At 69.9% G+C, this 1,290-nt stretch carries 1 protein-coding gene and 2 pseudogenes; all 3 read right to left on the bottom strand.

Annotated features, from left to right (window positions below; genetic code table 11):
- Positions 1-237 (bottom strand): annotated as a pseudogene (locus AB0G02_RS40775) (hypothetical protein); the annotation flags it as partial.
- On the bottom strand, positions 234-1,067 hold the full coding sequence (locus AB0G02_RS40770) for a carbohydrate ABC transporter permease (RefSeq protein WP_360806072.1): 834 nt from the start codon (positions 1,065-1,067) through the stop codon (positions 234-236). The gene AB0G02_RS40770 and the pseudogene AB0G02_RS40775, both read right to left, overlap by 4 nt.
- Positions 1,064-1,290, bottom strand: a pseudogene (locus AB0G02_RS40765) (ABC transporter permease); the annotation flags it as partial. The pseudogene AB0G02_RS40765 and the gene AB0G02_RS40770, both read right to left, overlap by 4 nt.

The raw sequence follows: 1,290 nt of genomic DNA, 5'->3' as shown, positions 1-1,290 counted from the left end.
GCGCACCGCACGGGCCAGCAGCACGACGAACCGCCGCGCGGTCGGCGTGCGGCCGTCCTCGACCAGGTCGCGCAGCAGCACGGCCCCGGCCGCCGCGGCGGGCAGCGCGGTCAGCACCGGCAGCGCGGCCGCGCTCACCAGCACGCCGATCAGCAGCACCTCGGCCAGCAGCGCCAGCGGCCGCGCCCACGGGCTCACCTGCTCCTCCGCCCCCACCCGGGTCTTCGGCGCGGTCATCCCTTGAGCCCCGACGTCGCCACGCCGTCCACCAGGAACCGCTGGAAGGCGAGGAAGAACAGGCCGATCGGCAGCAGCGCGAGCACCGACATGGCGAACATCGGGCCGAACGCGGACTGGGTGGCCTGGTCGACGAACAGCTGCAGGGCCAGCGGCAGGGTGAACTTCTTTGCGTCGTTGAGGTAGATCAGCTGCGAGAAGAAGTCGTTCCACGTCCAGATGAACGTGAAGATCGCCGTGGTGATCAGCGCGGGCCGCAGCAGCGGCAGGACCACGTGCCGGAACACGCCGACCGGGCCGCAGCCGTCGAGGGTGGCGGCCTCGTCCAGCTCGCGCGGCAGGGTGCGGATGAACTGCACCATCAGGAAGACGAAGAACGCGTCCGTGGCCAGGAACTTCGGCAGCACCAGGGGCCAGAAGGTGTTCACCACCCCCAGCTGCTGGAAGATCACGTACTGCGGGATCAGCACGACGTGCTGCGGCAGCATGATGGTGATCATCATGAAGCCGAACATCGGGCCGCGGCCGCGGAAGTGCAGCCGGCCGAACGCGTAGGCGGCCAGCGAGCACGAGATCACGTTGCCGACCACCGCGCCGACCGAGATCAGCAGCGAGTTCCCGAAGTAGTGCAGCACGCCGAACTCGCCCACGCCGTCGAAGACCTGCGCGTAGTTGTCCCCGGTCGGGTGGGCGGGCAGCAGCGCGAGCGTGGACAGGACCTCCGTCGCCGGCTTGAACGACGTGGAGACCAGCCAGATCACCGGGTAGAGCAGCACCAGCAGCACGGCCACCACGAGCCCGTGCCACAGCAGGCGTTTCGACGGCGTCACCGGTTCTCCCCCGCGTAGAACACCCAGCGCCGGGCGCTGCGGAACACCAGGGCGGTCAGCACCGCGACCACGACGAGCAGCACCCAGGCCATCGCCGAGGCGTAACCCATCCGGAAGTCGGTGAACCCGCGCTGGTACAGGTACAGCGGGTACAGCAGGGTCGAGTCGCTGGGGCCGCCGCGCCCGCCGCTCACCACGAACGCGCCGGTGAACGCCTGGAACG

This window comes from Actinosynnema sp. NPDC023658 (assembly GCF_040639995.1).
In the GTDB taxonomy this organism is placed as follows: domain Bacteria; phylum Actinomycetota; class Actinomycetes; order Mycobacteriales; family Pseudonocardiaceae; genus Actinosynnema.
Note: the sequence above shows the minus strand (reverse complement) of the source record. Positions and strands in the feature narration are given on the sequence as shown.